Here is a 25,203-nt window from a genome sequence, read left to right on the forward strand (position 1 = left end):
ATTCTAAGCTTCTTTCCGGCTGTTTATCTGGTTAATGAGCGAATCTACATCGCCTAATAGTTTCTCTGCTTTATCGCGGGCGTCATCAATTACGCGCTGTCCTTCGCTTTTGGCAGCAGATGGTGTATTTTCCTTACCGGCCAGCATATCTTCGGTAATATCGCGCAGCATATCGCGGTATTTATCTAAACGGAAACTCAGGCGATCGCGGGTTTCGCGGCCTTTATCGGGGGCGTAAAGCATGCCGAAAGCAGCACCTGCCGCAGCGCCGCTGAGGAAGGCAATGATGGCGGTTGTTTTTTTGCTCATGGTTTCAGAGGTTATTGATTTAGCTCGGTAAATATACTGTTTTTCGGGTGGCAGTCTTTACTTTTTCTCATAAAAACGATACCGTTTTGGCCCGAAACTTATTTATTATCCATCAAGCCGCGGCCAGATTTCCGGATCGTACCGGCATCAGTCAGGTCTTGGGCCAGTTTATCGAGTACGCCGTTAATGAACTGCTTACTTTTTGGCGTGCTGTAAAGCTTCGAGATCTCGATGTATTCGTTAATGGTTACTTTAACCGGAATGCTGCGGAAGATGTGCATTTCGCAAAGCGCCATTTTCAGGATGATCTTATCGATAACGGCTACGCGCTCAATATCCCAGTTTTTTACGCCGGCCGAGATCATGGCTTCGTATTTCTCGTCGTCTTCCAGGGTTTTGTCGTAAAGCTCCTCGAAAAAAGCTTTATCGTCTTCCCAATTGGTAGAAAGGTCGAGCAATGCCAGATTTTCGTCGGTAGTCTCTTCGATCATTTTGATCGTTTTCATTACCAGACTTTTCACAATGGCTTTGTTTTCCTGCCAGTTCAGGTCGTGCTCTTCGAACCATGCCTGCAGGTTTTTATCTTTGAAGATCAGCGTTTTGAAAAGGTATTTCGCCAGTTCTTTATCTGCCTCGAACGTATGTTCTTCTTCGCTTAAAACGTAAGCCTGAATGGTTTCGTCCTGCTTTAAAACGGTGCGGTAAAATTGCGTGATCAGGTCGGCGTCGCCTTCCCAGCTGATGCTGCGGCGAATAATGAGTTGCTGCAGCGATTTATTAGCCAGCAATTGCTGAATAACTTTATTTTCGGTGAGGCGCTGCAGGTTAATATCTTTTTTCTCGGTAAAGCGGGTGGCTTTTTTAATTTCCTCGTTGTTGATCTGCTTTACAATTTCGCCGGCAAGCGCCAGAATAGCCAGGTAATGATCGTAGATATTTTCTACGGCCGTCAGCATCTGGTTTCCGAAAAATTTGAAGTCTTTTTTTACCTGGTTCTGGTAGAAAGCAACGGCGCTGTTCACCGATTGCAGAATTTCCTTGTCGGTTTCTTCAGTATCGAACTGGCGGGTTTTATACCATTCTTTGAAAAGAAGCGTACCGATCTGTTTTTTACCTTCCAGGAGCTGTTTGTTCTGCACTTCCATGGAGTTGAGGTCCGGAGCAAAATCATCTTCGATCATGTCCAGCGCCATCAGGTAATCGGAACCTTCGGCTTGCATATACGCGTAAATGGCCTGCATGGCTTTGATCCGAAGGGTGCGGCGATTGAGCATTGTAAATAATTAAAAATTAAGAAATTAAGAATTAATAATGAGGCTTTCCCTCACTTGTATTTTTCGCGCCGAAGCGCTTTAAAATTTAAAAACGGTAGGCTTTTTGCCTTAAAAACTCCGCAGAAATTCAACGTAGTTCCAATAACCATTTAGCCATTAAACAATCTAACAATCTAACCTGGTCAAAGAACTGGACTGGCAGCAAATGGTAGGTCTTTTACCGAAAAAAGTGCTGCCGGGTTGAAACTAAAAGTGCCACAAATTTTTGCAGCACTTTTAGTTTAATATATAATACCGTTTTCAGGAGATTAGTAAGTAGCTTTTACTTTACCAATGTCAGAAATACGTTTCTCAGCCATTTTCATAGCAGCCAGCTGGGTGTACAAACCTTCGCGCTCAGCCATATCAAAAATGTTCAGGGTATAATCGTAGATCTTCTCAGTCTGATCGTAAGCCGCAGTGCGGTTGTAACCGTTCAGCTCTGAGTAAACGTTGATCAGACCACCAGCATTGATCAGGAAGTCTGGCGCGTAAACGATGCCTCTTTCAATTAAAGCCGGACCGTGAACGGTTTCGTCTTTCAACTGATTGTTCGCGCAACCGGCAATTACCTGGCACTTCAGACGGCTTAGGGTGTTGTCGTTGATCGTTGCACCTAAAGCACATGGAGAATAGATATCCACATCCAGATCATAGATCTCATCCAGGCCAACAATGGTAGCACCGGTACGGGCATTCAGATCTTTCAGACGCTCCTGGTCGATGTCAGTAATGAATAACTGTGCACCTTCTTTAACCAGGTGATCGATCAGGTAACCACCAACGTGGCCGGTACCCTGAACGGAGATCTTTTTGCCAGCCAGGCTATCGGAACCGAAAGCACGTTTTGCAGCGGCTTTCATACCTACGTATGTACCGTAAGCTGTAACCGGAGAAGGATCGCCGGAACCACCCATAGACTCTGGCAAGCCAGTTACGTAGTCGGTTTCCATTTTAATGTATTCCATATCCTTGCTGGTCGTTCCAACGTCTTCAGCAGTGATATATTTACCGTTCAGGTTCTCTACAAAACGGCCGAATTTACGCCACAGGGCTTCGGATTTATCTTTTTTGGAATCGGCAATGATAACTGCTTTACCGCCACCCAGGTTTAAGCCGGAGATAGCTGCTTTGTAGGTCATACCGCGGGAAAGGCGCAATACGTCGTTCAGGGCTTCGGCTTCGGTAGCGTAAGACCACATGCGGGTACCGCCCAAAGCAGGACCTAAAACTGTATTATGAATGCCGATGATTGCTTTCAGACCGGTTTCGTGATCGTGGCAGAAAACAACTTGTTCGTGCTGAAACTCGGATACCTGCCCGAAAACAGATGATTCCTTTTTAACTGGTACTTCTTTAATTTCGACCATTTTATGCTAATTAAAAGGTTATTCTGGGTTTGTAAAAAACTATATAGCAGCCCTATTACAATCCGGATGCAAAAGTAATTCAATTTTTGCAGAAAACCCAATTGGTATTTTTTTTAGGGTGGCTGGTTAACAGGTGGTGAAACATTGTGATTTTAAAATATTTGAATTTATTTCCGGTTATAATTCTGGGCAATGAATAAGACAAGAGTTGGGTGGTTTTGGTTGTATGGCTCTTTGCAGACTTCCGCAGAAGGATTGCAAAAACTTAGAATAATGTTTTTATTCAATCAGCAATGCGTGCGGGCAGGTATTGATCAGCAATGTGTACGAACAGGTGTTGATCAGCAATGCGTGCAGACAGGTCGCGACCTGTCCCTACATTAATTTGGCAATTGCTTTTGCTAAAGGTACCTTTGTTGTAAATTCCCTGCCGCTGTGAAATCGCTTTTATACTTAAATAAATATTTGTTCCGCTACAAATGGCGCCTTTTCTGGGGCGTTATTTTTGTGGCGGTTTCCAATTTGTTTGCCATTATTCCGGCGCAGCTGGTGCGGTATGCGTTTGATCTGGTAAAAGATGGCATCAAGCTGCACGAACTTTACGCAGGCACGGGTTTTCAGCCGGAGATCTATAGCGTTTTTGCGCGCAACATTCTGTTTTATGGCGCTTTAATTGTGCTCATGGCTTTGCTGCGCGGCGTATTTTTGTTCTTCATGCGGCAAACCATTATTGTAATGAGCCGCCTGGTAGAAAACGACCTGAAAAACGACATTTACGCGCACTACCAAACGCTGCCTTTAAGCTTTTACCGCCGCAACAATACCGGCGATTTAATGGCACGCATTTCCGAAGATGTGGGGCGCGTGCGGATGTATGTGGGTCCGGCAATTATGTATGGCATAAACCTGGTGGTTTTGTTTTTGCTGGTAATTCCGTACATGCTTTCGGTGAACGTGAAACTGACCATTTACACACTTTTGCCGCTGCCGCTGCTGGCTATCAGCATTTTTTATGTAAACAACATTATCGAACGGAAATCGGACCAGATCCAGAAAAGTTTGTCGGGCATAACCACGTTCGTGCAGGAAGCTTTTTCAGGAATCCGGGTTTTGAAATCGTTTGTACGCGAAGACGATTCGGCCATGAATTTCGACAAGGCCAGCAATACTTACAAAGAAAAGTCTTTAGAACTGAACTTTGTAAATGCGCTGTTCTTTCCGCTGATTCTGTTTTTAATTGGTTTGAGCACCATTATTACGGTCTGGATCGGTGGCAAGGAAGTGATAAACGGGAGCATTACGGCCGGAAATATTGCTGAATTCCTGATCTACGTAAACATGCTGACTTGGCCGGTTACAGCTTTGGGCTGGACGGCAAGTTTGGTGCAGCGCGCCGCCGCTTCGCAGGCCCGCATCAACGAATTCCTGGAAACCAAAACCGATATTATTTCGCAGCGGAATTTTGAAAAAGAAATTGAAGGCGACATTGTTTTCAAGAATGTAACTTTTGTTTATCCGGACACCGGCATTACAGCGCTCAGAAACCTGAATTTCCAGATCAAACACGGCGAAACGCTGGCCATTATCGGCAACACCGGCTCGGGAAAAAGTACGGTGGCTAATCTGGTAACGCGGCTTTACGATGTGAGCGAAGGCAGCATTTTAATTGATGGTATAGATGTCCGGGATTACAACATCAGCAATTTGCGCAGCCAAATAGGTTATGTGCCGCAGGATGTTTTCCTGTTTTCGGATACTATTAGGGCAAATATTGGCTTTGGCGTAAACACGCTGCCCGACAGCAAAATGGAACAAGCCGCCAAAGATGCCGACGTTTATGAAAATATCATGCGCTTTCCGGAGAAATTCGAAACCAAGCTCGGCGAACGCGGTATTACCCTTTCGGGTGGACAGAAACAGCGCGTTTCCATGGCGCGCGCGCTGGTTCGCGAACCAAAAATCCTGATCCTGGACGATGCACTTTCGGCGGTAGATACTAAAACCGAAAATATCATTCTGAACAACCTGCAACGTATTATGCGTAACCGTACTTCTATCATTATATCGCACCGGGTTTCTTCGGCCAAGCTGGCTAACCACATTCTGGTGCTGGAGGATGGCGAAATTGTGCAGCACGGCACGCACCAGAACCTAATGCAGCAGGATGGTTTATATAAACAGCTTTACGAGAAACAATTACTGACCGAAGCACAAGCTTAGTTTTTCGGGTAAAAAGCATAGCGTTTTTCAGTTCTTAGCGACAACAATACCTATCTGGCACTGTTTCTGCTTGACAAAAAATATGCAATAGGTTGTTCACCTTTAAGTGCAAGCAACGTATTAGAATAATTCAATTAGATTTTTACAATGCTGTAACCTGAACCAGTTACAGAAGTAAAAGAAAGAAACCTCTGCTAATGCCTTTGCGGCATCCATTTTCTTGCCGATAGTTTTTTTACCAACCCTTTAAATGTAAAAGCTATGAACAAAAAGAAAATTTTACTCGCTGAAGAACTGAAATATGCAAACCGTTTGAAATGGGGGTTTGAACAAAGCATTTCTACCCCGAAAAAATTACAAAAGCCAGGGGCTGCCACTACCTGCGAATGCATTGAAATCTACAATTTCGGAGATTACACATTCTCAGATAACTAACATTTCAGTTATCTCTTTTTCCACCGGTCGCCCCACAGCTTCCGGTTTTTTTTTGCGTTTTTTTTACAGATCGCAACTTGCGGCAGCACTTTCCAGCTCAATGGTGATGTGATGAATATTCCTTTTACTCAACATGCTTCGCACGGCTTCTTTCAGGATTTCCGTCTGAGCTAGCGTATAATCTTTGTCGGGGGTAAGGTGCAGGGTAAGCACATTGTATTCCCCATCGAGGCTCCACACGTGCAGGTCGTTAATGGCTGCAATACCGGGCACGGTGGTTAAAGCGGTCCGCAGCTCTTCTTCCTCTAACCCAGCTGGTGTGCCCTCCAGCAAAATCTGGAAACTCTGCCGGAAATTCTTAAAAACGTTGATCAGGATAAAGCAGGCAATACCTAGCGACAAAGCCGGATCGAGCCAGGGAACTTCCACAAAATACATAACCACACCGCCTATTAAAACGGCAAGCCAACCCAGCACATCTTCCAGAAAATGCAGCGCAACAGCTTTTTCGCTTAAACTTCCGCCTTTCTGCAAGCGCAAAAAAGCCACGCCATTCACTAAGAGACCAATTATAGCAAACCCGATCATACCGGTGGCGCTGGCTGGCTCAGGGTTGAAAAGCCGGAGCAAAGCTTCCCTGATCACAAAGCCGGAACCCAATAGAAGCACCGCCGAATTTATAAGCACACCCAGCAACGAAAACCGCCGGTAACCAAACGAAAAGGCAGCATCGCGATGGCGACCAGCCACCCGCTGAAAATACCAGGCCAACCCTAACGAAACAGAATCGCCAAAATCGTGCACCGCATCAGACATTACAGCTACACTGTTGATGTAAAAGCCACCAATAAGCTCAAAAATGGCAAAAGCCGTATTTATCCAGAATGCCAGCACCAGATTCTTTCCGGCGTGCACATGGGCGTGATGCAAATGGCTGTGGTCGTGCGTATGTGTTGACAAAGAAGGAAGCGATCTAAAAAGTTTATCCGGAGTTTTTTCTTTTGCAAGCATACGGTTTTGGGAGTAAAAACGCTACCGTTCCGGTAGTTTTGTTCGCATATTCGGCACCCTTCCGAATTAATTTGCGTATTTTCTGGTTAGTAAAGGCAGTGTGCCGAACATAATATGCCGGCAATAATTAATTCTTAACAAACCCTTATATCTATGGCCGCTAATTTAGAACAGATTGGAGCCCGCTTTCGCTTTTATATGAAGATGAAAGAAATGGGAATATATGAAATGGGCGTACTTACCGGAACTTCAGCGCCGCTGATCTCCAATATTATGGCCGGCAAAAATTACACCATGGATGAACTCCTGAAAGTGCTTACGCAAATAAAGGACCTGAATGCGCACTGGGTAATTTACGGCGAAGGAAATATTTTTAAACAAGCCACACATAATGGCCCGATCGTGCCGGAAAAAAGAATGCAACACCTCCAGGAAATGCAGCTGCTGCTCGAAAAACTCGATGCGATCGAAAAATCGAAAGCAAACCGTAACCAGATAGATGAATTGCGGGCCCGCATTGCAGCGCTTACCACCCAGCTTTAAAATAATCTCTTTCTAGAATTCATATAAAAAAACTGCCGCAGCATAAGTTCCGGCAGTTTTTTTGCTTTAAAACCATAGCGTTTTTACATAAACTTCCGGTTTTCAACATTGCCCTTCCAGAATATCCAGTAGCTCCATAATGCGGTTGCCGAGCACTTCAATTTTTCTCAATTCATTTTTTGAAGCATCTTCTACGCCAGCGTGATAATTTTTTACAACGATCCGTGCCAAACGGTGCATATCGGTATGTATGGTTTCCAGTTCTTTCAGTTCCGGCGAATCTTTACAATTTTTCAGCAGATAGGTTTGCATCCACTGACCAAAAGCACAATCATGCTCAGATAACACGGGCGCTTCGTCAATATTGGCGCCCAACAGAATTGCCCGCAATTTAGACTTAAACAATAAATGTTTTAAGCGCGCCTGTTCGAATTCGTTTTTAGTTTCTGTTGCCATGACTAGTTTTTCCGACGGAAACAATACCGTTTTTCCGGGAATATTTAAACGGGGCGCAATTCGTTAGGTTAGCCCGTTTCAAGCCGATATGCAAATTTTAACCTGCACGCTTACGGCTTCAAGGAAACGCATAAAAAAACGACAGATCCAGAAGAACTGTCGTTTTTAATTATTCTAAACTTCGCCTATTAATTATTTTGAAAGTACGATCTTAATAACTTTTACTTCTTTACCAGTTATCAGACGAGCCATATAAACGCCTTTCGGCCACTGGCTACCGTTTACTTCTATGCTGCGGCGCTCGTTTGCAGTTGCAGCACCTTCTGCCACTTTCTTCACCAACATGCCTTTCAGGTCATAAACTTCCAGGGCATATGCACCGGTTTCCGGCATTACAAAGTCGATCTGGGTAGTTTGTGCGAATGGGTTTGGAACAGCTGTCATTACAATGTCGGAAGCAATTTTATTGTTGTTGCAACCACCACCATTGCTAGGTTTGCCTGGCTGATTTCCGGAAGGAAGGCAGCTGCCTAATACGTCGCCATGAGCCAGGTGAGCCTGTACCGCATTTACTGAAACGCAGATCTCATGCCCATTGTGGCAGATCGTTACTTTCTCGTTCCGGTTACCACACGATGCATTTATTGCTTTAACAGTCACCTGGTCGGTAGCAGTGCAACCGGCAGCATTGGTAACAGTTAAAGTATAGGTAGTGGTAGTAGTTGGGCATACATTAATAGAAGCCGTAGTTGCACCATTACTCCATAAGTAAGAATATGCGCCATTTGAATTAGAAGCAGAACCCGTTAAAGTTACGCATTTCATCTGGTTGTAATTGGTTACCACAGTCTTATCCGGGCCGGCATTTGCAGTGAAACCCGCACCTACAGTAATGGTAGCAGTTGCCGTGTTAACACAACCGTTATTATTTGTGAAAGCATACGAAATAGTATGGGTACCTAAACCTGCTACCGCCGGATTGAAAACACCGTTACTTACACCTTTTCCAGAATAAGTGCCACCCAATGGCTGACCACCAGTTAAAGTAATGTTGCTATTACTGCTGCAAACACTCGCAAAATTATTAAGCGTTACTACCGGAAGCGGATTAGCAATTATAGCAATGGTTTGCACTGGAGATGAGCAAACACCATCTTTAACCACTACTTCGTAGGTACCCGGAGCCAGGCTGGTGAATACGTTCGAATTCTGGAAAATAATGCCGCCATCGATTGAGTATTCGTAGTTGGTACCACCTGTGGCAGTTACAGTAATAGCACCTGTAATATCATTTCCGCAAGGCACATTGGTTACTGCTGCAGTAGCAGTCAGATTACACAGCGGCAAAACATTTACAGTTACAGTCTGCTGCGCAGAAAGCGGAGGATTTACGTTATCAGTAGCTACAAATTGCACAGAGTAAGTACCGGAAGAACCAGCTGGTGGTGTCCAGGTGAAAGTACCGTTTGGTGAATTACCGGTAGTTGTCTGGGCAAAAGCAGCGCCCATGCTCATTGGCAAACCACTGGCGCGCAGTGTAGCCTGATTTCCATCTGGTTCAGTAGCGTTTACATTGAACTGCAGGGTCTGGCCTTCACGAATGGTCTGCGCATTTAAGCTGCCTAAAACCGGCGCATGGTTGGTAGTTGGCACAATGTTCAGCATGAAATCGCGGTAAACATAAGCTCCGGTCAGCACACCATTGATCTTTTCTTCCAGCTTCACATTTACTAACCAAATGCCTTGTTGCGGGTTGGTCCAGGAAACGGTACCGTTGTTTGAAATAGAAAAGCCGGTAGCAGTCATATTGCCATAAGGGTTGGTAGCAATACCGTAAGGAATATTCAGCGTATATTCCTGATCGTGATTCTCAGGGTCGGTGTTGTTGAAGCCAAAGCTTAATGGCACGTTGGCTGCATAGTTAAACACCGGCAGGTCGTAGAATTGCGGAGAAGAACTTGGTTTTGCAGGGTCATAATTTACAGCTGCAAAGAGGCCCATATCGGTCTGCGAGAAGTTAGCACCACCATTTACACGGCAGCAGCTGGTCCAGCTGATGGTATAAAGACCCGGTGTTGGCCAGGTTACGATCTGCTCTTCTACTTTTTCTACGGTTACACCATCTGGCAGCGGTGTAAGAGACACCATGCTCAGATTGGTATTTAAGGTTGGGCTACCAGAATAGGAAGGAACCACACTACCTGGTAACTGCGAACGCCAGTAGCTTTTTACAGTAACCTTGTAGGTTCCGCTACCCAGGTCTTCGTACGTGATCTGGCCGCCTTTGTAATGCGAAGCGTATGCACTCACGCTGAAGAACAAAGCGACAAGAATAGATACCAGCGAACGGGCACCTGAGATTTTAAAGATCGGCTGACCGTTGCTGCCCTGAGCCCGGGTCGAGAACCGGCGCTTCTGCTGCGGGGCATAATAGCCCGGCGTTTCAGAAGCTTTTTTCGAAAGTAGAAGTTGCATCATAATTGTAGAATTTTGGGTAAGAGTCTTCTTAAAAAAACACTAAATTTTCTAAAGAGAAACCTGTTACAGCTTTAACACGGCAGAAAAATACCCCGGGAAATACAATTGCGCAACTACATGTTTGGGTAGCAAAAGCCTTTTTAACAGCTTTTACCTAATTTTTCACGATAAAATACCAGGAATCGATAAAAATAAATTACAATTTACGTTATAGCAACAATTCCCAGACCTTATGAGCCTGGGAATTGTGTTAAAATCTGGCAGTTTTTGGGGATTACCGATCAGGAACCGATCAGGTTGGTTTTTAGCGCTTTCGAAACAACTTCTGACTTGCTGTTCACACGCAGTTTTTTGTAAAGATTCTTCAAATGGAAACGTACGGTATCTAACGAAATATCGAGTTTATCGGCAATAAGTTTGTAGCTTAATCCATCTACCAAACACTGCACGATCTGGCGCTCGCGGCTGGTAATTTCAATTTCTTCGTGCTTGGGTGCGTTAAAGAAATCGAGCACTTTGCGGGTTACGATCGGGGAAAGATAACCATTGCCTTCGCGCACAGAATCTATGGCGGTTTTTACCTCGAAGAAAAGGTTGTTTTTCAGCAGATAACCGTTCGCGCCGGCGTTGAATGAACGGAAAATATAAGTAGATTCCTCGTTGCCGGTGCTCATAATGATCTTGGTATCTGGCAAATGTTGCTTGAGCAAACGTAAACCATCGAGCCCCGACATACCTGGCAAACCAATATCGAGTAACAAAATATCAACCCGGCGCGCCTCATTATCCAGATTCAGGAATTCTTCAATAGAATCAACAAGCACGGCACAGCTAAGGCCTGACTGGCGGTTCAGAAAAGTACGCAAACCTTCACGAATCGTGGTATCATCTTCAATAATGCCAATAGTAGTCATGTCCTTCATTTATCGGTGAGTTTTCTAAAGTAGGTAATTTTTTTTCTATTTCAAAATTACTTGGCACAACAAAAAACCCGCCATAACGTTTCATTATGCTGTACTATTTTTCCACATATTAGAAAAATAGTATATATCAAACTTGCTAAAATCCTGAAAGCACATTTCTGACAAACTGAAACCGCTATGCTTTTGGGACTAAAAACTCAGCAACCAGCACTAGTGTTCAGACACTTACAAACAAACAGGCTGTAACCCGCTATTTTTCCTGCTCAAAAACAATGGCTTCTGCGTGACGCGTATCCGGATAGCGTTCAACAAAAAAATCCTGAAGGAGGATATTTTTATTTTTGGCGTAGTTAAAAATTGCCGGAAAAAGTTTATTCGGAGCTAATAAATAGTGCGCATTGATGCTGCCTTGCACCGCTTTTTTACCGGCCGGAATGGTTCTTACTGCATAACCTGCAGGCAAAGTCATTTTCGGATCTGAAATTACAACCCCGATAAAAGCATTGATAGAATCTTTGTGTTTTTCCGGATCGTTGTAATAAATGCCGCCGGGATTGCCGGCCAGTTTCTTTTCCTCAACCAGTTTACCGGCTTCCAGAAAGAGTTCGCCAAACTTATCGCTTTTAACAGACCCTTTATATTCTTTTCCGGCAACGTAGATCTCTGAGGTAGTTATCTGCTTAATTTCGGGGTTGCTGAAACCGCCCAGCCAGCCGTAACCAGCACCGCCTAACAATAAGATTACAAAAATTCCGATCAGTAATTTTTTGGTGTTCATGTGTTTAAAACATCTTTGTATTGCATCTGGTGAAGCTGGGCGTAATAGCCGTTATGCTTCAGAAGTTCGTCGTGGCTGCCGCTTTCTTTAATTTCGCCGCGGTCCATTACTATAATTTTATCGGCGCGCTGAATGGTGCTCAGGCGATGCGCAATTACAATGGAAGTACGCCCCTGCATCAGTTTTTCGATCGCAAACCGTATCAATTCTTCGGTTTCGGAATCTACGCTGGAAGTGGCTTCATCGAGGATAATGATCTTCGGATCGTAAACCATGGCGCGCACAAACGAAATTAACTGCCGCTGCCCTACTGAAAGTGTAGCGCCGCGTTCCATTACATTATAATGTAAACCGCCGGGCAAACGCTCAATAAACTTCCTCGCTCCTACTAAGTCTGCGGCTTCCCACATTTGGGCTTCGGTTATGCTTTTATTTCCGAGGCTGATATTATCGGCAATGGTTCCGGAGAAAAGGAAAACGTCCTGCAAAACCAAACCAATGTGTTTGCGCAATTCGCTCAGATCGTACTCTTTCAGGTCGTGGCCGTCTATGGAAATGGTGCCTTTGTTTATTTCATAGAAGCGGCTGAGCAAATTAATGATGGAAGTTTTTCCGGCGCCGGTGGCTCCTACCAAGGCAACGGTCTGACCACTTTTCACCTCGAAATTGATACCCTTTAGCACATATTCTTCGTCGTTGTAGGCAAACCAAACATTCTCGAATTTCACGTCGCCTTTCAGAGTTTTAGGCTTCAGCTCGCCGGAATCAGCAATCAGTTCGTTACTGTCTAGAAGCTTTAAGATACGATCGGTACTTACCACGCCTAACTGCAACGTATTAAAGCGGTCGGCTATTTGCCGGATCGGGCGGAAGAACATGGCAATGTACATAATGAAGGCGATGAGCGTTCCGAGGGTAACTTCATGATTAATTACGCCTTTGGCACCGTACCAAACCAGCAAACCCGTTCCGGCCGCACCAATAACTTCCGCTACCGGAAAATAAATGGAATAATAAAGCACGGAACGGATATTGGCTTCGGTGTGGGTTTTATTGATCTCCTGGAATTTCTTGTTTTCGCGTTCTTCGTTGTTGAAGATTTGCACAATGCTCATGCCGGTAATATGCTCCTGCACAAACGAGTTTAAAGCCGCCACTGCCGTGCGCACTTCCTGAAACGATTGCTTTACTTTTTCCTTGAAAATATAGGTACTCACAAACAGCAACGGGAACGTGGAAAGGCTCACCAACGTCAGTTTCCAGTCGAGGTAAAACATATAACCAAGAATGAAAACCAGTTGCAACACATCGCCGATCATGGCCGCCAAACCTTCAGAGAAAACATCGGAAAGGGTTTCTACGTCGGAAACGTTGCGTGTTACCAGCGTACCGATTGGCGTACGATCAAAGAATTTCAGGCGCAGTTTTAAAATATGGCGGTAGAGTTTAACCCGGATATCGCGCACAATATTCTGCCCGAGCCAGCCCGCAAAATAGGTATGCAAATACGAAACCAAGGCATGCGCCACCAGCAAAACGCCGAGCCATATAAACATCCGGTTCAGCCCGTGCATATCGCCAATCAATACGTGGTTATCTACCGTGTACTGGATCAGGAACGGGCGAATAGTACCCAGAATAGCTGAAGCAACGGTTAAAAATATAAGGAAGTAGAAAAATTTGCTGTACGGCCGCACAAACACGAAAAGCCTTTTCAGAACTTCACTGTCGAATGCTTTGCCGGTTTTGGTGCTTTTGGTTTGTTCCACGGGGAAAATATGCGCCGTTAGTTTTTACGCCTGCAAAGATACGGGAATTTAGTTGTTAGTTTTTGGTTGCTGGTTGACGGAGTTTTTGGGGTGAAAAGGATAGCGTTTTAGTAAAAGGAAATTTAAATTTTAGGCAAAGGCTTATCTGAAATAAAAGGCTTCTTATAGTTATTCACTTTGCCCATATTTATTTTTCCATCTATGTTAACTTTTCCTTTATTTGAATCAACCATTAATAAGCCCTCATTAACTAGGTTTCCATTATCATCACAATTGAAATCATATCTAATTGTATCGACACTTGAGATTTGAAAATTTTTATCAATAAGCCCTGTTTGGGAACAATAAGTTAAACCACAGTCAGACGTACAACCTTTTATGGTTAGTGGCTCTTGGCTAATTACCTCCCCTTGCTTTGAATAAGTAACTAAAACCGGATAAAAATCATCTGCAGGGAACAAGTAAATAAGTGCATAAAAATTTGATGTAGAAGGCAGAATACCATAACAAAATATTTCATCAAGATATTCAGCTTTTAAAAAGAGCGTATCAGTTGAATGTGCATTAAGTTTTGCAAGTTTAGAGAAATCCACACGAACACTATCATTACTGGATAATCTGTAAATAAAGGGTAATTCAACGGGCTTAAATTTTTTAATAAAATCACTAAAAAGCCTTTCCTTTTGTATATCCCGAGTATTGATTCTTGAACTTTGTTTTTCTTCTAAAACTGTTTTTGAACTTTCATTACCTACTTTGTCCGAAGTACAGGAAAAACAAAGTACCAAGAGCAGACATAAACTTAATCTCAGCATAAAAATTTCTTTGGAAACTAAAATCAATATAAACCAAAACCGCCGGAAACGGTAGCTTCCGGCGGTTAAAAAGTAGAAGAAAACGGTATGCTTTCCGGCTTAAAAACTAAACGGCGGCGAATGCCTGTTCCATATCAGCAATCAAATCTTCCGGATGCTCTACGCCGATAGACAAACGCACCATATTTTCCCCGATGCCCATTTCAGCACGGTCGGCTGGCGTAATATCGGAGTGCGTCATAGAAGCCGGATGCTCCGCTAAAGATTCCGTTCCGCCTAAGCTTACGGCCAGTTTCATCAGTTTCAGGTTATTCAGAAATTTGAACGCTTCTGCTTCGCCGCCTTTAATATCGAAGGCGATCATGGAACCAGCCGCCTTACATTGTTTCTCGAAAATAGCTTTCTGCTGCGGTTTATCTTCCAGCATGCCCAAGTAATGGATCTTTTCCACTTTCGGATGTTTTACCAGCCATTCGGCAACTACTTTCGCATTTTTTGCGGAGCGTTCCATTCTTATTTTCAGCGTTTCCAGGCTGCGCATCAACATCCAGCCCGTCCATGGAGAAGCCATAGAACCGGAGAATGTACGCATGCCTTTCACCTGCTTAATTAATGCGGCAGAACCTAAACAGGCGCCGGCAATAATATCGGAATGACCACCAATGAATTTTGTGGCGGAATAAATGATCAGGTCGGCGCCATGCTTTAACGGGTGCTGGAAAACCGGGCCTAAAAACGTATTATCTACCGTGAGCAATACTTTTTTATCGGCTGTAGAATATTTTTTAGCAAGATTAGCGCAAGCCTGAATATCTACCAGGTGGTTGGTTGGGTTAGCCGGCGTTTCGATGAAGATCATGGCCAGTTTATCGCCGATATTTTTTTCCTGGATCAGTTTATCAACTTCTTCGGCCGTGGTGTTCGCTTTAAAACCAACCGCCGTAATGCCAAATTTCTTCAGAATATTTTTGATGTAATAATCGGAGCCGCCATAAATTGGTTCGCTGTGCAGAATTACGTCGCCGGGGTTAAGCAATGCCAGTAAAGTTGTACTTGTGGCCGCCATACCGCTGGCAAAAACCGCTGCTTCTTCGGCTTCGTCCCAAAGGCACAAACGGTTTTCCAGAATTTCCAGATCGGGGTTGTTCAGGCGGCTGTAGATCAGGCCCATTTCTTCTTTTTCGCCTTTCTCGCGCAAGCCGTAAGCCAGTTCAAAAAAGGCTTTTCCATCTTCCGCTTTTTCAAAAACGAAGGTCGACGTCTGGAAGATCGGGCTTTTAATAGCCCCCTGCGATAATTCCGGACGGTAACCGTAGCTCATCATTAAACTTTCGGGCTGACATTTGTGCTCGCCCAGGTATTCGGTGTATTTATTTTCTTCAGAGATCATGATGTTAATGTGCTAATATTTTAATGTGCTAATGTGCTATAAATGCAATGTAAATTCTTGAAAACGGTAGCGTTTCGAATTAAAAAACCCAGTTCGAAACGCTAAAGAGAAAGTCAGAATTTTCTTTCAAAAATTCTGATGTCCGTAATTTGATACTGGTGTCTGATTTAACTTTCGCCGGTTGGCATATTGCTGATCTGGCTATAGAAAAGCTTTTTCTGCTCCTCGAAATACCCTTCCGGATACTCTACTTTCGTAAGAAAAAGTCCTTCGGCGGGTGCTGCGCCGCTGGCTTTACTCCGGTCTTGGCTTTTAATAATATTGCCAAAATCAGTTACTGAAATTCTGCCTTTGCCCACGCTTAAAAGTGTCCCAACCACCAAACGCACCATGCCTCTTAAAAACCGGTTCGCCTTTATAGTGAAGATCAGCAAATCGTTTTCCCGCTTCCAGAAAGCTTCATAGATGTGGCAATTGTAATGCTTGGTGTCGCCTTTCACTTTCGAAAACGCCGTAAAATCCTGAAAACCCAGCAACAGTTTCGCCGCTTCGTTCATTTTGTCCACGTCGGGTTTCCGGCTTAAATAATAGGCAAAATCGGCCAGGAAAGGATTCTTTTGTAAGCTGATGCGGTATTCATACGTGCGGGCAATGGCATCGAAACGCGCGTGCGCCTCCGGACCAACTTCATAGATTTTATTAAGCGCAATATCCTTCGGCAATATTTTATTGATGCGGAATATTGTTTCTTCGGGCTTGAGCTGGAAAGGCAGATCGAGGTGCACCAATTGCTCGGAGGCATGCACGCCGGTATCGGTGCGGCCACTGCCTATAGTATTAATGCCGACCTGGTAGATTTTCTGCAGACTTTCATTTAAAACCTGCTGCACACCTAGCGCATTGGGCTGCAATTGCCAGCCATTATAACGCGTGCCGTTGTAGGAAATATGAAGAAAGTACCGCATTTGCTACAAAGATACTTTTTTCAAACGGATTAGGTAAATTGCTGAATAGTTAAATAGTTGAATTGTTAGTCGGTTTTGAGTTTTTGAGCCGGAAAGCCTACCGTTTTGCAGGAACAGCGAATTGCAAAAAAACCTCACAAATCTTTGAAACCTGTGAGGTTTACCTTGGAAAAATGGTAGCGTTTTAGCGCATAAAAGTGTTAAAAGCAACCCGTTTAACTTCTTTGCTCCGGTTTCCGGAAAAATCTAAAGCTGTGATATTCGCTTCGTAGTTTTTGTTCCGGTTCAGGTAGAAATTGCCGCCGCAATCGCTTCTATAAATGCTGAACTGATTCCTCCGGCCACCGCCAATAGCATAAAATATTTTACCGTCCATTTCCACTTCAAACAGCTGTTCCAGAAATCTATTCCCGGGCGTGTAATCATAATATACCGGATTGCTATCTTCCACCTGAAAGCTGAATTTAACCCCGAAATTCCCAACGGAATTCACTCTGAAATCAGGCTCCTGCCATGTGAGTTCTTCTTTCCACGCAACCGGTTCATAGTCAGCTGCAAGCGTCACATGCCACTTCCTACGACCTACTTTATGCTGATAAGTCTGAAACAGCGAATCTGTAATCGGAGCATTATTTTTCCTGAATTGCACCTGCAACTGCACCGAATCGTTTAATTTCAGCTGCTCTTTCGCCTGCAACAAAAACTGCGTATCAGGACCGATGCCGTTTACTTTGCGCAGAATAGTTACTTTTATTTTCCGCTGCTTATTGGTCAACAGGTAAAATTCCAGTTCATCGAGTTTATTCGTCAGCTTGAATTCGGCAGCTTCGAACTCCAGTAAAAAAACAGGGTTCCGGGTAATGCTACCTTCTCTGGGATAAATGCCCACATATTCCGCCGCGCATAATGCATTAGCATTCTCAGCAAGCAGAAAACTAAAAGCGAAGGCCAATATCATTTTTATTCCGAAGTGCATATTTTACCAAATATTCTGAAACTACAATATAAGAAAACATATTATATATTACCGAACATCCTGAACAAATTTCAAAAAACGGTAGGCTTTTAAAGCAAAAAAGTCCGCAGCTTTACAGCAACGGACTTTCTGATTTTAATTTTCAGTTTGCTTACAGCTTTTCGTAAATAATAGCCGCGCCCTGACCAACCCCAATACACATCGAAGCCAGGCCATATTTCACGTTGTCGCGTTTCTGCATTTCGTGTAAAAGCGTAGCTGTTATCCGCGTACCACTCGCGCCCAGCGGGTGACCAATGGCAATGGAACCGCCGTTCACGTTGATCTTAGCCGGGTCTAGTTGCAGATCCTGCGCACAGGCAACCGCTTGCGAGGCAAAGGCTTCGTTCAGCTCGATCAGATCCAGATCAGAAGCTTTCAGACCGGCGCGTTTTAAGGCTTTTTGCGTAGCCGGAACCGGCCCCATGCCCATGTACATCGGGTCTACGCCGGCAATGGCGGTAGAAACTACGCGGGCAATCGGTTTCAGGTTGAAGCGTTTCAGGGTTTCTTCGTCTACCATTAAACTTACCGCCGCGCCATCGTTTATGCCCGAAGAATTTCCGGCGGTAACGCTGCCATTCTCTTTCACGAAAGCAGGTTTCAGTTCGGCTAATTTTTCAACGGAAGATAATCTTGGATGTTCATCAACGGCAAAAACAATTGGGTCGCCTTTGCGCTGCGGAATAGAAACCGGCACAATTTCTTCGGCAAATCTATTGGCTTTGGCGGCTTCCTGGTATTTCAGCTGCGAGTTATAGGCAAACTCGTCCTGCATTTCGCGGGTGATGTTCCATTTCTTGGCCACGTTTTCCGCCGTTTCGCCCATAGAATACGGGTAATGCAGTTTGCTTAACGCATTGTTGGTAAAGCGCCAGCCAATGGTAGTATCGTAAATTTCCGGCGTTCTGGAGAAGGCAGTTTCAGCTTTGGCCATCACGAAAGGCGCACGGGTCATGCTTTCTACGCCACCAGCTAAATATGCAACGCCGTCACCTGCCTTAATGGCGCGCGAAGCATCGATAATAGACTGCAAGCCGGAAGCGCATAAACGGTTTACGGTTACGCCGCCAATTTCCATAGGCAAGCCAGCTAATAATAATGCCATACGGGCCACATTGCGGTTATCTTCGCCGGCCTGGTTAGCAGCGCCAAAAATTACGTCTTCCAGCAAGTTTACATCGAAACCCGGATTACGCTTTATTAATTCTTTTATAACATGCGCAGCAAGGTCATCGGGGCGAACAGTGGCCAGCGTGCCGCCAAATTTTCCAACAGGGGTTCTAACTATATCAACTATATAAGCAGCACTCATAGGTTTTTCTTTTAGGCTTCTTTGGTTACTTTTGCAATTCCGTTGCAAGTTAAACACTTATTATGATACAAAGAATTCAATCCGTATTTCTGCTGCTTATTGCCCTTTGCATGGTGGCTTTTTTGTTCCTGCCTATCTGGTCGAAAACCGATGCTGAAACCGGCACCAGCGCTACGTTAACCGCTTTTTCTTTAACTCAAACGGCTACGGCCGGCACTGAAGCGGCTGCCACTTCAACCAACACCATTGCCATTGCTATTCTGGCTATTTTAGCGGGCGCGGTGGCCATTTACGAAATTTTCCAGTACAAAAGCCGCTTAACGCAAATGAAACTGGGCATGCTGAACACCTTATTAATGGCGGCTTTGCTCGGAACTACGGTTTACTATGCGTATTACGTGGGTGAAGAAATGATAAAAGGCGCGCCCGGCGAACGCGAAGCAGCTTTTTACCTGCCATTTTTAGCTTTATTACTGAATGCCTTAGCGAACCGCTTTATCCGCCGCGACGAACAATTGGTGCGTTCGGTAGACCGTTTGCGTTAATTTCGATTGTTCGAATTTTCGATATTCGATCGTTCGACTTTTTCCTTTGAAAAGTATAGCGTTTTTAAGCTGAAAAGAAAGCTAAAAACGCTATACTTTAAGCATAAAAAAGTGCCGCTGAATTAATTTTCACCGGCACTTTTCTTTTAAGATCATTTCCGAAACGCTCCTATTCAGGAGATTTTCTACCATTTCACCATAGTGTTCAACTGCTTCCCGATCTCTGCAAGCGCAGTTTTCTGACGCTCAACATACATCTGATTTTGAGAACAACAGCAAATTCAGATTGTATTAGCTTAGCTTTTCAACGCATTCACGGTTTTCTTACCAGTTGTTACATTTCTGCACGCGCAATAACACAATCAACAAATTGAACTTATAGTATTCTGCATTTCACTGGAAACAAACCAATTCCCACTGTCAAACTCATGAAAAGCGTTAGCGTTTTTATTTGCGCTTAAAGATACTTGTTACAAAATTTATCCCTCACAAAATCCTCTCCACTTCTATCATATTATCAGCAACTTACAAGGCTTTCATCAACTCAAAACTAAGTAATAACTACACTATAAAAGTAATTGCAGAAAGCCCTGTTTGTAATCCTTTCAACAAAATACAGCAGTTCATTATTTATAATTTCTGAAATATGATTAAACCAACATAGACTTTCCTTAAAGCGCCCAATTTACTTTCCGCTCAAAATGCTTGTCTTCCAAAATGCCGGCAAATAACTCAAATATGGAATTCAAACATCTTAAACGGATAGGTCATGAAACGGAAATCTACTCAATTTTCTGGCAGCATATATTTTACGCTTTGTTTATTGTTGTTAAACATCAGCTTTGCGAAAGCGCAGGTAATACTCACGAACTTAAACCCATATACCCAAAATTTCAATAGTTTACCGGCTTCCGGCTCCAGCACCTGGAACGACAATGCTACTTTACCGGGCTGGTATGTAGACAATGGCCCTGCCACGAATCTGGTTTCAAGCAATGGCTCAGACACTAATGCCGGCCTGAAAAATTACGGAATCACCAATGCTTCAGACCGGGCGCTTGGTTGTGTAACTTCAAATGCTTCAGGCAATTTTTACTACGGTATCAGGCTGCGCAACAATACCGGCGCTACTATCCGCGATTTTGAGATCAGTTACCGGCTCGAGCAGTGGCGTACGTTAAACAACCGAAGCACGACTGTTAAATTTTCCTACAAAAAAGGCACAACTGTTACCGCTTTATCCGGTTCCGGTTGGACCGACCACAGTGATCTGAACATAAAAACCGATAAAGGAATTGTCAGCGGCAGCGTAAACGGGAACAGTTCGGGAAATTATTACAACTCCGGCAGCATCCTGCTCTCCGAGATTGAACTGGCTAACGGCGAAGAAATTATGCTCCGCTGGAACGATCCGGACAACAATTCGATCTATTTAGGTTTAGATGATATTACGATCACCCCATCTAATACGCAGCGCATTTTCTACAACGAAACTTCCGGAACGCTGAGTTCTCTAAGCAACTGGACAGCCAATGTCAACGGCAGCAATGGCGATAACCCGACATCTTTTACAGCCAGCTATCAAACTTTTGTAATTAAAAACAGCACTAATCCAACTATTTCCAGCAACTGGACCGTTAACGGCGAAGGCTCAAAAGTGGTGGTGGGAAACGGAAGCGCCAACGTAAATTTCACCATTCCGGCAAATAAAGTTTTCTCCGGAGTTATTGACGTAACCGATTACGCTACACTTACCATTAACAATACCACCTGCCCAAGCTTAGGTATTTTAGGCGATCTTAGCACAGTAACTATTAATAACGCTTCTACCCAGACCTTAACCCAAAATGCTTTTGGAAACTTAACGTTGCTTAGCGGTACAACGCAGCTTAGCGCAAACACCCGCATCAAAAACAGCTTATCCCTTTCCGGCGGCAAATTAGAACTGGGCAACTTCGATCTTACTTTAGACGCAGGCTCATTTTTGAGCAACGCAAACGCAAACAGCTACATTATTACCAACGGAACCGGCAGCCTGAAACGCCAGGTTCAGAAAAATAATACCGATGTAGAATTCCCCGTAGGCACAAGCACGGCTTATTTACCCGTAAAGATCCGCTTAGCCAATACAGCCAATACTGTTACCGACATTTTCAGCGTAAAAGCAATTGATTTTGTTTATGACAATTACACCAGCAACGTTCCAACCGGCACAAAATTCAGCAACAAAGCAGTAAACAATACCTGGATTATTGATGAAGCTGTAGCCGGGAATTCAGATGTAACGTTAACTTTTCAGTGGAATGCCGCCAGCGCTTTATCAGACTTCGACCTGAATCAGACCCGTATTTCGCATTTTCACAACGGTAGCTGGGACGACGACACCCCGGTAACCGCCACGCTGATAAACGGCCTTTATACCGTAAGCCGCAGCAACATTACCTCATTTTCGCCATTCGGTGTGTTTTCCGGAACGCCAAATCCGCTGCCGGTAGAATTACTGAAATTTGAAGCCAGCCGCAGCAAAAACGGTATCGTTTGCAGCTGGGAAACTGCTTCAGAAAAAAACAACCATTACTTTACAATCGAAAGAAGCCACAACGGAAAAGAATTTCAGGAATCAGGCCGGGTTGCAGGTGCCGGAACTACCAGCCAACATAACCGGTACAGCTTTGCAGACAGCACTGCTCCGGCTTCTTTAACGTACTATCGCCTCCGCCAAACCGATTTCGACGGCACCACAACGTATTCCAAGATCGTGGCGGTTGCAGCTAAGAACGAAGCAATAACGTATACGCTTTTCCCAAATCCGGCGCAAGGCATTCGTTATCTGAAAACTACCGGCAATACAACAATGCCCGTTCACATTACGGTTACAAATCTGCAAGGCAAAACTATTTTGCAAACTACCGCCGAACCCCAAAACCTACGCGCCGGGTTTCCGATTGACCTGACCAAGCAGGCTGCCGGTTTGTATTTCATTCAAATCAACTCTGGCAACAACTTTACCACCATCCGGACAATAAAGCCCTAAAAACGCTATGCTTTAAGCACAAAAAAGTGCCGCCGAAATAATTTCAGCGGCACTTTTTATTTTTATCGAATATCTAAATTATCTGGAAATTGAAAACCAGTATATCGAACTATCGAAAATCCTATCTTTTCAGCCAACGCTGCATTTCGGTTATGCTGCTATCAAATTCGAAGGCATCGTACACGCGGTAAAAATTCTGCTGGTCATAAACTTTGTCGTAAACGAATTTCGCAAAATCGAGCCGGTTGCTTTCGAAGCTGAATTGTTCCATTACTTTCTTAGCGTCTTCAGCCAGAATTAACTGACTGGTAAGAGCTTGTTTCGCAATATCGGCTTTAGCATTATCGAAGCTTTTCCGGCGAATGCTTTCTACCAGCGTGTTCACATCGTAGCTGTTCATCATGCTTTGCGGTTGAGTATTATAATTATTGCCGTAGCCCGGAGCATTGTAGTTGCCCTGATTGTAGTTTGGGTTATAATTTCCGCCGTGGTTTGGTCCGTTCTGGTAAGCGCCGCCGTGGTTGTTGCCGTAGCCATCATAATCATCGTAAACTGCGTGGCCGTGCGGGCGTTGCGGCGGACAAGTGCTGCAGGCAACCGGCGCGATCAAAGGCCTTTTGCCTACTTCCTTCAGCAGAAAATTCGGGTTACGGCTAGGCGGAATCAACACATAATTGTTTTCGAAACCGCGATCCAGAAAGATATTGGTGCAATAGGTTAAAAAGCCGCGGCGAGCCGGAACTCTGAATTCAATGGTATGCTTACCCGCCGGCAACCGGTCTAAAATTACCTGACTGGTACCACGCCCGTTCACCAAATGGCCGTTTAATAACAGCTGGAAAATTTCGCCCTGGCGAGTAGTAAAAGTTGCGCTGGCTGCTTGAGCCGCAAGGCTGCCGAGTAATAAGGCCATCAAAAAGACAGCCACTGCATACCGTTTCATAATGGTAGAATTTAGTAGGTGTGTATCATATTTCTACTATATCCTAAAATTGTGCCAGAAAATTTGAGCAAGCCAAACAAAGGGCAATGAATTTATTTTTTCTGCGAAAAACGGGAGGGTTTATGGCTGAAAAACTGCGGGAAACGTATAGAAAAATGTGATATAAATACGGCTACAAAAACGTAGAGACAAGGTATTGCCTTGTCTCTACACATTTTATTTACACATTATTAACAAACCTCGGAATTGTGGAAAGACGCAAAGTATTGCTTCTTTCCAGGATCTAATAAACGAATTCGCCTTTATTGCTTTTTATCGTAAGTTTATTTCCTGCGTGCGCTTCTACCCTACCCACAATTTTGGTATCGATGTTGAATGATTTTCCGATCTTAATTAATTCTTCAGCAGTGGTTTCGTCGGTGTAGATTTCCAGACGGTGGCCCATATTGAAAACCTTGTACATTTCCTGCCAGCCGGTTTTACTTTCTTCCTGAATTATGCGGAACAACGGCGGCACATCGAATAAATTATCTTTTATAATGTGTACGTTCTCCGTGAAATGCAGCACTTTGGTTTGGCCGCCGCCCGAGCAATGCACCATACCGTCTATCTTATTGCGGAAGTTTTCCAGAATGGCCTTGGCTACCGGCATATATGTTCTAGTTGGCGATAAAACCAACTTCCCTACATCCAAACCGGTTTCTTCTACTTTATCCGTGAGCCTGCGCGTGCCGCTGTAAATTAAATCGCTATCTATTTGTGGGTCAAAACTCTCGGGGTATTTCTCAGCTAAATATTTATGGAAAACATCGTGGCGCGCGGAAGTTAAACCGTTGGAACCCATGCCGCCGTTGTATTCGGTTTCGTAAGTTGCCTGGCCGTAAGATGCAAAACCTACAATTACGTTACCCGGCTTAATGTTGTGGTTCGAAATTACTTCGCTCCGCTTCATGCGGGCCGTTACGGTGCTGTCCACGATTATCGTTCTTACCAGATCGCCTACGTCAGCCGTTTCGCCGCCGGTGCTGTAAATGCCTACGCCGTTATCGCGGAGCATCTGCAATACTTCTTCGGTGCCTTCAATAATTGCGGAAATTACTTCGCCGGGAACCAGGTTTTTATTGCGGCCAATGGTAGAAGAAAGCAGAATGGTATCAGTCGCGCCTACGCAAAGCAGATCGTCGGTATTCATCACCACCGCATCCTGCGCAATGCCTTTCCAAACGCTTAAGTCGCCGGTTTCTTTCCAGTACAGGTACGCCAGCGAAGATTTAGTACCGGCGCCGTCGGCGTGCATAATGTTGCAATACGCTTCATCGCCGGCTAAAAGATCTGGCACAATTTTGCAGAAAGCCTTCGGGAATAAACCTTTGTCGAGGTTTTTAATAGCGTTGTGAACGTCTTCTTTCGAGGCCGAAACGCCCCGGCGCATATAACGGTCTTGCATGATCTTATTGTTGATTATTAATTGCTGATTGGTTTATTGAAAACGCTATCCTTTTCCGGCCCAAAAGTACGAATAACGAATAACGAACAACGAACAACGGTAAAAAAAAAGCCCCCGCTTTTGGCAGAG

The 25,203-nt window shown here is 44.3% G+C and carries 21 protein-coding genes; 5 read left to right on the forward strand and 16 right to left on the reverse strand.

The genetic code is table 11. The features are described 5' to 3' along the window. Nucleotides 1–3: 3 nt before the first annotated feature. From ACFPIB_RS16095 to ACFPIB_RS16105, 3 genes are all read right to left on the reverse strand, one after another. Nucleotides 4–309 carry a YtxH domain-containing protein gene (locus ACFPIB_RS16095; RefSeq protein ID WP_378018495.1) on the reverse strand — a complete coding sequence of 102 codons (306 nt, stop codon included), beginning with the start codon at nt 307–309 and terminating at the stop codon, nt 4–6. A gap of 98 nt (nt 310–407) precedes the next feature. Continuing rightward, nucleotides 408–1,583 (reverse strand): transcription antitermination factor NusB, encoded by a 1,176-nt coding sequence (nusB, locus tag ACFPIB_RS16100; RefSeq protein ID WP_378018496.1) that lies wholly within the window; start codon nt 1,581–1,583, stop codon nt 408–410. Between the two features lie 308 nt (nt 1,584–1,891). Next, nucleotides 1,892–2,992, reverse strand: a complete 1,101-nt coding sequence (locus ACFPIB_RS16105; RefSeq protein WP_378018497.1) for a Glu/Leu/Phe/Val dehydrogenase dimerization domain-containing protein — start codon at nt 2,990–2,992, stop codon at nt 1,892–1,894. 435 nt (nt 2,993–3,427) lie between these two features. Here ACFPIB_RS16105 and ACFPIB_RS16110 point away from each other — a divergent pair, with 435 nt between their 5' ends. Both ACFPIB_RS16110 and ACFPIB_RS16115 read left to right on the forward strand, forming a co-directional pair. Beyond that, nucleotides 3,428–5,212 carry an ABC transporter ATP-binding protein gene (locus ACFPIB_RS16110; RefSeq protein WP_378018498.1) on the forward strand — a complete coding sequence of 595 codons (1,785 nt, stop codon included), beginning with the start codon at nt 3,428–3,430 and terminating at the stop codon, nt 5,210–5,212. Nucleotides 5,213–5,473: 261 nt separating this feature from the next. Beyond that, nucleotides 5,474–5,647 (forward strand): hypothetical protein, encoded by a 174-nt coding sequence (locus tag ACFPIB_RS16115; RefSeq protein ID WP_378018499.1) that lies wholly within the window; start codon nt 5,474–5,476, stop codon nt 5,645–5,647. A gap of 63 nt (nt 5,648–5,710) precedes the next feature. On the opposite strand, the gene ACFPIB_RS16120 is transcribed toward ACFPIB_RS16115, so the two are convergent. Further along, nucleotides 5,711–6,658, reverse strand: coding sequence for a cation diffusion facilitator family transporter (locus ACFPIB_RS16120; protein WP_378018500.1), 948 nt, complete (start codon nt 6,656–6,658; stop codon nt 5,711–5,713). Nucleotides 6,659–6,811: 153 nt separating this feature from the next. Between ACFPIB_RS16120 and ACFPIB_RS16125 the strand changes: the two genes are divergently transcribed. Next, nucleotides 6,812–7,201, forward strand: a complete 390-nt coding sequence (locus tag ACFPIB_RS16125; protein ID WP_378018501.1) for a hypothetical protein — start codon at nt 6,812–6,814, stop codon at nt 7,199–7,201. Between the two features lie 102 nt (nt 7,202–7,303). Here ACFPIB_RS16125 and ACFPIB_RS16130 read toward each other — a convergent pair whose 3' ends face one another. The 10 genes from ACFPIB_RS16130 to ACFPIB_RS16175 form a co-directional block, all read right to left on the reverse strand. After that, nucleotides 7,304–7,657, reverse strand: coding sequence for a CZB domain-containing protein (locus tag ACFPIB_RS16130; RefSeq protein WP_378018502.1), 354 nt, complete (start codon nt 7,655–7,657; stop codon nt 7,304–7,306). Between the two features lie 192 nt (nt 7,658–7,849). Next, on the reverse strand, nt 7,850–10,135 hold the full coding sequence (locus ACFPIB_RS16135) for an Ig-like domain-containing protein (RefSeq protein WP_378018503.1): 2,286 nt from the start codon (nt 10,133–10,135) through the stop codon (nt 7,850–7,852). Between the two features lie 281 nt (nt 10,136–10,416). Then, nucleotides 10,417–11,058: a response regulator gene (locus ACFPIB_RS16140; protein ID WP_378018504.1), complete on the reverse strand. Its 642-nt coding sequence runs from the start codon at nt 11,056–11,058 to the stop codon at nt 10,417–10,419. Nucleotides 11,059–11,308: 250 nt separating this feature from the next. Next, nucleotides 11,309–11,836, reverse strand: a complete 528-nt coding sequence (locus tag ACFPIB_RS16145; RefSeq protein WP_378018505.1) for a GyrI-like domain-containing protein — start codon at nt 11,834–11,836, stop codon at nt 11,309–11,311. Beyond that, a complete protein-coding gene (locus ACFPIB_RS16150) occupies nt 11,833–13,605 on the reverse strand; it encodes an ABC transporter ATP-binding protein (protein ID WP_378018506.1) in 1,773 nt (590 codons plus the stop codon). The genes ACFPIB_RS16145 and ACFPIB_RS16150 overlap by 4 nt, the downstream gene beginning before the upstream one ends. Nucleotides 13,606–13,727: 122 nt before the next feature. Continuing rightward, nucleotides 13,728–14,420, reverse strand: a complete 693-nt coding sequence (locus tag ACFPIB_RS16155) for a hypothetical protein (protein WP_378018507.1) — start codon at nt 14,418–14,420, stop codon at nt 13,728–13,730. Between the two features lie 106 nt (nt 14,421–14,526). Next, nucleotides 14,527–15,810 (reverse strand): cystathionine gamma-synthase family protein, encoded by a 1,284-nt coding sequence (locus ACFPIB_RS16160; protein WP_378018508.1) that lies wholly within the window; start codon nt 15,808–15,810, stop codon nt 14,527–14,529. A 167-nt stretch (nt 15,811–15,977) separates the two neighbouring features. Next, nucleotides 15,978–16,775 (reverse strand): tRNA pseudouridine(38-40) synthase TruA, encoded by a 798-nt coding sequence (gene truA, locus ACFPIB_RS16165; protein ID WP_378018509.1) that lies wholly within the window; start codon nt 16,773–16,775, stop codon nt 15,978–15,980. A gap of 184 nt (nt 16,776–16,959) precedes the next feature. After that, nucleotides 16,960–17,751 carry a hypothetical protein gene (locus tag ACFPIB_RS16170; protein ID WP_378018510.1) on the reverse strand — a complete coding sequence of 264 codons (792 nt, stop codon included), beginning with the start codon at nt 17,749–17,751 and terminating at the stop codon, nt 16,960–16,962. A gap of 151 nt (nt 17,752–17,902) precedes the next feature. Beyond that, on the reverse strand, nt 17,903–19,105 hold the full coding sequence (locus ACFPIB_RS16175; protein WP_378018511.1) for a thiolase family protein: 1,203 nt from the start codon (nt 19,103–19,105) through the stop codon (nt 17,903–17,905). Between the two features lie 62 nt (nt 19,106–19,167). Between ACFPIB_RS16175 and ACFPIB_RS16180 the strand changes: the two genes are divergently transcribed. Together ACFPIB_RS16180 and ACFPIB_RS16185 are read left to right on the forward strand one after the other, a co-directional pair. Then, nucleotides 19,168–19,650: a DUF4293 domain-containing protein gene (locus ACFPIB_RS16180; protein WP_378018512.1), complete on the forward strand. Its 483-nt coding sequence runs from the start codon at nt 19,168–19,170 to the stop codon at nt 19,648–19,650. A 769-nt stretch (nt 19,651–20,419) separates the two neighbouring features. After that, nucleotides 20,420–22,684, forward strand: a complete 2,265-nt coding sequence (locus ACFPIB_RS16185) for a T9SS type A sorting domain-containing protein (protein ID WP_378018513.1) — start codon at nt 20,420–20,422, stop codon at nt 22,682–22,684. A 121-nt stretch (nt 22,685–22,805) separates the two neighbouring features. On the opposite strand, the gene ACFPIB_RS16190 is transcribed toward ACFPIB_RS16185, so the two are convergent. Beyond that, a complete protein-coding gene (locus ACFPIB_RS16190) occupies nt 22,806–23,627 on the reverse strand; it encodes a DUF4476 domain-containing protein (protein ID WP_378018514.1) in 822 nt (273 codons plus the stop codon). A gap of 283 nt (nt 23,628–23,910) precedes the next feature. Beyond that, nucleotides 23,911–25,074 (reverse strand): AIR synthase related protein, encoded by a 1,164-nt coding sequence (locus ACFPIB_RS16195; protein WP_378018515.1) that lies wholly within the window; start codon nt 25,072–25,074, stop codon nt 23,911–23,913. Between the last annotated feature and the right edge of the window lie 129 nt (nt 25,075–25,203).

This window comes from Adhaeribacter terreus, from assembly GCF_042657365.1.
Taxonomy (GTDB): Bacteria; Bacteroidota; Bacteroidia; order Cytophagales; family Hymenobacteraceae; genus Adhaeribacter_A; species Adhaeribacter_A terreus.